The organism is uncultured Granulicatella sp., assembly GCF_963528195.1.
In the GTDB taxonomy this organism is placed as follows: Bacteria; Bacillota; Bacilli; order Lactobacillales; family Aerococcaceae; genus Granulicatella.
Genome location: NZ_CAURVN010000016.1, coordinates 19453 through 28722, shown reverse-complemented (window position 1 = coordinate 28722; position 9270 = coordinate 19453). Strand labels below are relative to the sequence as shown.

6 protein-coding genes and 1 other RNA gene are annotated in these 9270 nt (G+C 33.1%); 4 read left to right on the top strand and 3 right to left on the bottom strand.

Going from position 1 to position 9270, the window contains the following annotated elements:
* The first annotated feature begins 233 nt into the window (after window positions 1-233).
* Window positions 234-2831, top strand: a complete 2598-nt coding sequence (gene clpB / locus RWR88_RS05670) for an ATP-dependent chaperone ClpB (RefSeq protein WP_314451016.1) — start codon at window positions 234-236, stop codon at window positions 2829-2831.
* Between the two features lie 178 nt (window positions 2832-3009).
* Here clpB and RWR88_RS05665 read toward each other — a convergent pair whose 3' ends face one another.
* From RWR88_RS05665 to gpsB, 3 genes are all read right to left on the bottom strand, one after another.
* The gene (locus RWR88_RS05665) at window positions 3010-4155 is read right to left on the bottom strand and encodes a class I SAM-dependent RNA methyltransferase (RefSeq protein ID WP_006702755.1); all 1146 of its coding nucleotides are present in this window, start codon (window positions 4153-4155) and stop codon (window positions 3010-3012) included.
* Window positions 4156-4231: 76 nt separating this feature from the next.
* Window positions 4232-4593, bottom strand: an RNA gene (rnpB, locus tag RWR88_RS05660) — RNase P RNA component class B.
* An 11-nt stretch (window positions 4594-4604) separates the two neighbouring features.
* Window positions 4605-4973, bottom strand: a complete 369-nt coding sequence (gene gpsB / locus RWR88_RS05655) for a cell division regulator GpsB (RefSeq protein WP_314451012.1) — start codon at window positions 4971-4973, stop codon at window positions 4605-4607.
* A gap of 235 nt (window positions 4974-5208) precedes the next feature.
* Here gpsB and prmA point away from each other — a divergent pair, with 235 nt between their 5' ends.
* From prmA to RWR88_RS05640, 3 genes are all read left to right on the top strand, one after another.
* The gene (gene prmA, locus RWR88_RS05650; RefSeq protein ID WP_314451010.1) at window positions 5209-6153 is read left to right on the top strand and encodes a 50S ribosomal protein L11 methyltransferase; all 945 of its coding nucleotides are present in this window, start codon (window positions 5209-5211) and stop codon (window positions 6151-6153) included.
* Window positions 6154-6163: 10 nt separating this feature from the next.
* Window positions 6164-6916, top strand: coding sequence for a 16S rRNA (uracil(1498)-N(3))-methyltransferase (locus RWR88_RS05645; protein WP_314451008.1), 753 nt, complete (start codon window positions 6164-6166; stop codon window positions 6914-6916).
* Between the two features lie 116 nt (window positions 6917-7032).
* On the top strand, window positions 7033-9249 hold the full coding sequence (locus RWR88_RS05640; protein ID WP_314451006.1) for a bifunctional (p)ppGpp synthetase/guanosine-3',5'-bis(diphosphate) 3'-pyrophosphohydrolase: 2217 nt from the start codon (window positions 7033-7035) through the stop codon (window positions 9247-9249).
* The last annotated feature ends 21 nt before the right edge of the window (window positions 9250-9270 follow it).

Genomic DNA, 9270 nt, shown 5'->3' with positions numbered 1-9270 from the left:
ACCAACTTTTGTTTCTGTCATGAGTAAGACGGTAAAACCGTCTTGGAGTTTTCCTATAACATAAGCCATTTTTGGCTTATGTTATTTTAGCTACTATGGAATTTCTATTCTTTTTTGTCAAAAAGTCAAAAAAAGTCAAAGAAAATGTTTGACCTTTATTGACTAATGGTGTATACTATAAACATCAAAGAAATTTGATAAAGAAATGGAAGAAAAAGAATGGGGGAAGCAAGATGAATATTGAAAAAATGACAACGATGATGCAACAATCACTTGCTCAGGCACAAGAAATTGCGCAAAATAGAAAACATCAAGAAATCGATGTCTCACATTTGTGGAAAGTGTTTTTAACTCCAAATCATTTTGTGAGAAATCTATATGAAGATGTCCATGTTCCAATTTCAGAATTAGAAAAATTTGTGGATGAAAAAATTGATCAATTACCAATAGTAGAAGGAAACCAAGTTCAATATGGTCAAAGTATAAGTCCATCTTTGTATCAATTACTAACAAAAGCAGATGAAATTAGACAACAATTTCAAGATGAATATTTAGCAACTGAAGTGATTGTATTAGCTTTAATGGAAACCAATCATCCAATTAAAGAATTTTTATTGAAACATCAAGTAACAAAACAAGTATTACAAGAAAGAATTGAAAAATTGAGAGGAGGAAGTCGTGTGACTAGTCAAAATCAAGAAAATCAATATGAAGCATTAAAACAATATGCACAAAATTTAAATGAAGCAGTAAAATCTGGAAAACAAGATCCAGTTATTGGACGTGATGAAGAAATTCGTGATGTCATTCGTATTTTATCTAGAAAAACAAAAAATAATCCTGTATTAATTGGAGAACCTGGGGTAGGTAAAACAGCTATCGTAGAAGGTCTTGCACAAAGAATTGTACGAAAAGACGTTCCTGAAAATTTAAAAAATAAAGTGATTTACTCATTAGATATGGGAGCCTTGATTGCTGGTGCTAAATTCCGTGGAGAATTTGAAGAACGATTAAAAGCAGTTTTAGCAGAAGTAACAAAATCAGAAGGGCAAATTATTTTATTCATCGATGAGATTCATACCATTGTTGGAGCTGGTAAAACAGAAGGTTCAATGGATGCCGGTAACTTATTAAAACCAATGTTAGCTCGTGGAGAATTACACTGTATTGGAGCAACAACATTAGATGAATATCGTGAAAATATGGAAAAAGATAAAGCTTTAGAAAGACGTTTCCAAAAAGTATTAGTTCATGAACCAACGGTAGAAGATACAATTTCTATTTTACGTGGATTAAAAGAACGTTTTGAAATTCACCATAGTGTTAATATTCATGACAATGCTTTAGTAGCGGCAGCAACTTTATCAAATCGTTATATTACAGATCGATATTTACCAGATAAAGCGATTGATTTAGTCGATGAGGCATGTGCAACGATTCGTGTAGAAATGAATTCAATGCCAACACAATTAGATGCTGTCATTCGTCGTTTAATGCAATTAGAAATTGAAGAACAAGCATTAAAAATGGAAAAAGATGAAGCAAGTAAAAAACGCTTATCGATTCTTCAAGAGGAATTATCAACATTACGTGAAGAAGCAAATAGCTTGAAAATGAAATGGGAAATTGAAAAAGAAGAAGTGAATAAAATTCGTGATAAACGTGAAGAAATTGATCGCTTAAAACATGAATTAGATGAAGCAGAATCAGAATATAATTTAGAAAAAGCTGCTGAACTTCGTCATGGTCGTATTCCTAAATTAGAAAAAGAAATTCAAGAATTAGAAGCTCAAGCAAAACTTCATGCTCAAGAAGATAATCGATTAGTGCAAGAAGCTGTAACAGATGAAGAAATCGCTCGTGTTGTTGGTAGATTAACAGGTATTCCAGTAACTAAATTAGTAGAAGGAGAAAGAGAAAAACTTCTTCAATTAGAAGATACTTTACATGAACGTGTGGTTGGGCAAGATGAAGCTGTTCAAAAAGTGGCAGATGCAGTCTTACGTTCTCGTGCAGGATTACAAAATCCAAATAGACCAATTGGTAGCTTCTTATTCTTAGGACCAACTGGTGTTGGTAAAACAGAATTAGCGAAAACATTGGCAGAAAACTTATTTGATAGTCAAGACCATATGGTCAGAATTGATATGAGTGAATATATGGAGAAATTCTCTGTGAGTCGTTTAGTCGGAGCACCTCCAGGATATGTTGGTTATGAAGAAGGCGGTCAATTAACAGAAGCCGTTCGTCGTAATCCGTATACCATTGTTCTATTAGATGAAATTGAAAAAGCCCATCCAGATGTCTTCAATATTTTATTACAAGTATTAGATGATGGTCGTCTAACAGATTCAAAAGGTAGAGTGGTTGACTTTAAAAATACTGTCTTTATTATGACAAGTAATATTGGTTCTCAATTCTTATTAGAAATTCAAGGAGAAACAATTGATGATGAAACAAGACAAGCAGTGGAAAGTGTCTTGAAGGGTACATTTAAACCTGAATTTTTAAACCGTATTGATGAAACAATCTTCTTTACACCATTATCAAGAACTCATATTCATGGCATTATTGGTAAGATGTTGAAAGATTTAAATCTTCGTTTACAAGAGCAAGAGATTCAATTAGAATTCACGGATGAATTGAAAGATTGGATTTCGGAAAATGCTTATAATCCGGTTTATGGTGCTAGACCAATTGCTCGTTATATTCAACGCGAAATTGAAACACCATTAGCAAAAGAATTAATTCGCTCAAGTATTTTACCAGGAAATACTGTGAAATGTGATGTAGTAGCAGACCATGTTACCTTTCATGTAGTTGAAGAATAATATGGAAATAAAATTAAAAGAATAAATAAAATAAGAATAACTTTTCAATGTAGTAGTACTATAAACCACTATCTTGTGGTTTATAGTACAGGAAAATTTGAGACTTTGGCTCAAATTTTAGCCATGAGACCGTAGGTCTGCTGGCGTCCTTACTACTTGAAAAGTTATTCTTTTTTATTTATTCACTAACCGGTTTGCGTTTGCGAACTCCCCAGAATTGGAAGTAGTCGGTACGAATTGCACCATTATATAATTTACGTTTCTTAGTGGCTTGTTTTCCATAATGTTCTTCAAAACTTAAATCACTCGTTAAAATATACTTACTCCAAGTTTCTAATGGTTCATAAGTTTGTCCCATTTGACGGTAAATATTTTGAGCTTGTTCTTCAGACAATAAACGATCACCATATGGTGGATTAGCAACTAATACACCATTTTCTTTTTTCGTGCGGAAATCTTTCAATTGCATTTGTTTAAATTCAATATGTTCGCTAACACCAGCTTTAATCGCATTTTGTTTTGCAATTTCAATCATAGAACCATCAATATCAGCTCCAAGAATGTCTAATGTCACATCTGTACGAATTTCTTTTCTTGCTTCTTGGCGAACTGTATCAAATGCTTTTGGATCAAAGAAAGTCCATTTTTCAGCTGCAAATGAACGATTTAATCCAGGAGCGATATTTAATCCAATTAAAGCAGCTTCGATTGGAATGGTACCTGAACCACAACATGGATCGTAAAATGGTTTATCCGGGAACCAATTTGTTAACATGACAAGAGCAGCAGCCATATTTTCTTTTAATGGTGCGCCACCTTTTTCAGTACGGTAGCCACGTTTAAATAAACTTGTTCCACTTGTATCAATCGTTAATGTTACGACATCTTTAAGGATAGAAACTTCGATAGGATAGAGTGCTCCTGTTTCTGGTAAATGTGTTCTACGTGCATATGCTGCACTTAAACGATTAACAATTGCTTTTTTTACAATAGATTGGCAGTTAGGAACACTATGTAATGTTGATTTAACAGATTTTCCTGATACGGGAAATTCTGCATCAACTGGTAAAATTTGTTCCCAAGGGAGTGCTTTTGTTTGTTCAAATAAAGCATCAAAAGTTTTAGCCGTAAATTGACCAAAAACAATTTTAATACGATCTGCTGTACGTAAATAAATATTCGTTTTTGCAATATCATAATCATTTCCAGTAAAATAAGCTTTTCCATTTTCTACTTGGCAATCATATCCAAGAGTTCTTAATTCTTTTCCAACAAGTGCTTCAATGCCAGCTGCAGCAGTGGCGACTAATTTATAAGTTGTCATAATGATTTCCTTTCTATGAAAGTTTTGTTTTTCAAAAAAATACCGGGAGACCCCGGTAAATAACCTGAATGCAAACTTCTATAAGCCATGTTCTGTTCCATCAATTAGCAGGTTCTAATTGATTTCAGTAATCATCTGTCTACACAAATGTGCCTCTTATTTCGTTCATTTCCTAATAAAGAGTGCCCCTACCATAAGTTTGGGTTGCTCGCTCGAGGGGTTTACCGCGTTCCACCATTTCCGTTTCCAGAAATGCTTCGTCACTGTGGCACTTTCAAGAATACTTTGGCATAGAAATTCCTTAGCCATTTTTTCTGCCGTCAACAAGTTGTTGCCTTAGCTTATTGTTTCGCTAAGCACGAACACTACAGACATCTCAGTCTGTGCGAGCATGGACTTTCCTCAGTAGTGAATACACTACCGCGATTACTCAAAGTTTACAAGTATTATTAATCTTTGATTGGGGTAATGACACGAGTTTTGTCTAAATCGTCTTCGTCATCTTCTTCTAATTTTTCATCAAATACATGTTTTTCTAAATTCGCTAAACGTTTTAAAATATCAAAGTTTGTAACTCCAGCAGAAGGAATGCTAGCTGAGCGAGTTCCTTTTGTGACAGTTGCTTGTTTTGATAATTCGTCAACTTTATTTACTAAACGTTCATTTTCACTTTGTAAAAAGCTAATTTCTTTTTGGAATGTATCATAATCACGAATAATTAAATCTAAAAATGCATCTACTTCTTCAATATCAAATCCTCTAAATGAGCGTTTAAATTGTTTATTTAAAATATCTTTTGTTGATAAATGTCTTGCCATGGTTTCATTACTCCTTAATATCTATAATCAATCATCTTTTTGGTTAGGTTGCTTGCTACTCGATGCAAAAATGTCTTTTGCAAGCAGTGAAAAATCTATTGTTTTTCTATCTTCAATATCATACTAAAAAATCAGAAAAATTACAAATATGTTACATTAAATTTTTAGGCAATTTTTATTTTCTTTGTTATAATGTCTTGTGAACAATGATAAATGATTAAAGGAGAGTCAATAAATGGATTGGTTAGAAGTTACAGTAGTAACTCATACAGAAAGTGTAGAGGCAGTCAGTGAAATTTTTATGGAAATCGGTGCAAAAGGAGTTTCGATTGAAGATCCGCTCGATTATGATCAATTAAATCAAGAACAATTAGAATGGCTTTCAGTAGAAAGAAAGTCTTTATATGAAACAGATGAAGTTTTTGTTAAAGCTTATTTCCAACCAAATCAATGGAATGATGAAATGACGGAAACAGTTACGAATAGAGTTCAAGAGCTAAAATCTTTCGGATTAACAATTGGTAAGGGAATTGTGACATTACAAACAGTAGGAGAAGCAGACTGGGCAGAAGCTTGGAAAAAAAATTATTTCCCAGTTCGTGTCACAAGATATTTAACAGTTGTCCCTAGTTGGTTAGAGTATCAACAACAACAAGAAGATGAGCTCTTAATTCGATTAGATCCAGGTTTAGCATTCGGAACAGGTACACATCCAACGACTCAATTATCACTAGCAGCTTTAGAACAATATGTTCGTGGTGGAGAGAGTGTACTAGATGTTGGGACAGGCTCTGGTGTATTAAGTATTGCTGCTAAACTATTAGGTGCAAGTATAGTCACAGCTTTTGACATTGATGAAATGGCAACAAGAGTTTCAAAAGAAAACATCTCATTAAACCCAGAAGTTGGACAAATTGCTGTTTATGAAAATAATTTACTACAAGGTATTCAACAACCTTCTGATTTAATTGTAGCAAATATTTTAGCTGAGATATTATTAATGATGCCAGTTGATGCCTATCGTAATTTAAATGAAAATGGTGTTTTAATTTTATCAGGAATTATTCAGTCAAAAGCAGAGGAAGTACGTTCTGCTTATGAAAATGCAGGTTTTACTTTAAAACAACAACTCACAATGGGTGAATGGAATACATTTGTTATGACAAAAGTGAAAGACTAGGTGAAAGAGGATGCAACGTTATTTTATTAATCAAGTCGTTCAATCAGTCGGAGAAAAGATTTCTGTTCTAAAAGATCAAGAGCATCATATGGTAAAAGTGATGCGTATGAATATCGAGGAATGTTGTGAATTTGTATATGAAAATGAACAATTGTATATAGCAAAAATTACTCAACTATCTACATTCGAGTTAACAATAGAAGAACATAAATCACAAAATGTGGAATTACCGATTGATGTTACGATTTTTGTTGGGCTGTCAAAAGGGGATAAATTAGAAACCATTGTCCAAAAAGCAACAGAACTAGGCGTTCATACGATTGTTCCAGTAGAAATGAAACGGAATATGGTGAAATGGACAAAGGATAAATCTCAAAAGAAAATTGAAAGATTACAAAAAATTGCTCAAGAAGCTGCAGAACAATCCCACCGACTACATGTTCCAAAAGTGTTAGATTTAATGACTTTAAAGGAAAGTGTAATCTTAGCTAACCAATCGACAAAAGCATTAGTTGCATTTGAAGAAGTTGCTAAAGAAGGAGAAGCAGCAGTATTCCTTCAAACTTTGACTTCGTTACAAAAAGGAGATTCGATTGCCTTTTATTTTGGTCCAGAAGGTGGATTTGACCTGCAAGAAATTGAGTATTTAAATAGCCAGGAAGTACATTCTTGTGCCTTAGGTCCAAGAATTTTAAGAGCTGAAACAGCACCCATGTATGCACTTGCTGCAGTGTCCTATCATTTCGAGCTTTTAAAAGGTTAGAAATAGTTGACGGAAGGCTAAGAAAGAGATAGGATAAGTATTATCTAAAGTTAAGAAAGCAGTAACAAATAATAGTTTAATACGGTTACTGTTATGAATTAAGGGGAAAAACGTATATGTCAAAAAATAAAAATTATACGGCTGAAGATGTTGTTTCACTCTGTCGTGAATATATGAATGAAAAGAGTATTCAGTTCATAGAAAAAGCCATTGAATATGCGACCTTCGCTCATAAAGATCAAGTAAGAAAATCTGGCGAAGCATATATTGTTCACCCAATTCAAGTAGCTGGAATTTTGGCAGAATTGCGATTAGATCCAGATACGATTGCAACAGGATTTTTGCATGATGTTGTTGAAGATACAGGATTTACCATCGATGACATTGAATATGTATTTGGTAAAGATGTTGCATTTTTAGTAGATGGTGTTACAAAACTAGGGAAAATTAAATACAAATCTCATGAAGAACAACAAGCGGAAAATCATCGTAAAATGTTATTAGCAATGGCGAATGATTTAAGAGTTATTATGGTAAAACTAGCTGACCGTTTACATAATTTAAGAACTCTAAAATTCCATAAACCAGAAAAACAACGCATGATTGCGAATGAAACATTAGAGATTTATGCACCTTTAGCACATCGACTAGGGATGAATAAAATTAAGTGGGAATTAGAAGATACATCATTAAGATATTTAAACCCACAACAATATTATCGTATTGTTCAATTAATGGATTCAAAACGTGATGAACGTGAAGCATATATTCATGAAACAGTGGTGAATATAGAAGAAGCCACACAAGAATTAGAAATAGAAGCTGTAATATATGGTAGACCAAAACACATTTATTCAATTTATCGAAAAATGAAAGATAAAAAGAAAGAGTTTAATGAAATCTATGATTTATTAGCAATTCGTGTTTTAGTGAATAGTATTCGTGATTGTTACGCAGTTGTTGGAGCAATCCATACGAAATGGAAACCAATGCCTCGTCGTTTCAAAGATTATATTGCAATGCCGAAGGCAAATATGTATCAATCCATTCATACAACAGTTATTGGACCAGGTGGTAAACCGGTAGAAATCCAAATTCGTACATTTGAAATGCATGCAGTTGCTGAATACGGGGTTGCAGCTCACTGGGCTTATAAAGAAGGAAACACGCAAAAAGTATCAAATGATCCACTTCAAAAACAATTAGATTGGTTTAAAGATTTAATTGAATTACAAGATGATTCAAAAGATGCTAATGACTTTATGAATAGTGTAAAAGAAGATATTTTTGGAGATAAAGTATATGTCTTTACTCCAAAAGGAGATGTGTCTGAATTACCATTAGGATCTGGACCATTAGATTTTGCTTATAATATTCATACAGAAGTAGGGAATAAAACTGTCGGTGCAAAAGTAAATAATAAAATTGTTCCGTTAAATTATCAGTTAAAAACTGGAGACATTGTAGAAGTATTAACTTCTGCGAATTCATTTGGTCCATCAAGAGACTGGATTAATTTAGTATTTACGACTCGTGCGAAAAATAAAATTCGTCGTTTCTTTAAATTACAAAATCGTGAAGAAAGTATTCTACGTGGACGTGATTTATTAGAAAAACAAATTGCTGATTTAGAATTTTCTCCAAAAGACTTTTTAACGAAAACGCAATTAAAAGAAATTTCCAGTCGATTTAATTTTGCGAATGAAGATGATTTATTTGCAGCGATTGGATTTGGAGAAGTATCTGTTCAAACAGTTGCAAATCGATTGACAGATAAAGCTCGTCGAGAAATTGAAAAGCAAAAAATGCAAGAAGAAGCTTTTGAACAAACGACTGAAAAAATTCAACGAAAAGATACTCAAAAGATGAGTATTAAGCATGAAAATGGCGTCATTATTGAAGGAGTTAATAACTTATTAATTCGCTTAAGTCGTTGTTGTAATCCAGTACCGGGGGATGAAATTGTTGGATATATTACAAAAGGGCGTGGTATTTCTGTCCATCGTAAGGACTGTCCGAATGTGAAAGTTCAACAAGATCAACAAACTCGTTTAATTGATGTGGATTGGGAAGATACGGGTAATTCTAAGCAACAATATGATACAGAATTAGTTGTTGAAGGATACAATCGTAATGGTTTATTGAATGAGGTATTAAATGTCATCAATAGTATTACGAAGTCTTTAAATTCTGTAAATGGTAAAGTGGATTCTAATAAGATGGCTACAATTACAGTCAATATTGGAATTCATAATACGGAACAATTAGAATTTATTGTGAAGAAAATTAATCAAATTCCTGATGTTTATAGTGTTCGTCGTGTAATTTCATAATCGGATGCGAGAAAGAGGGAA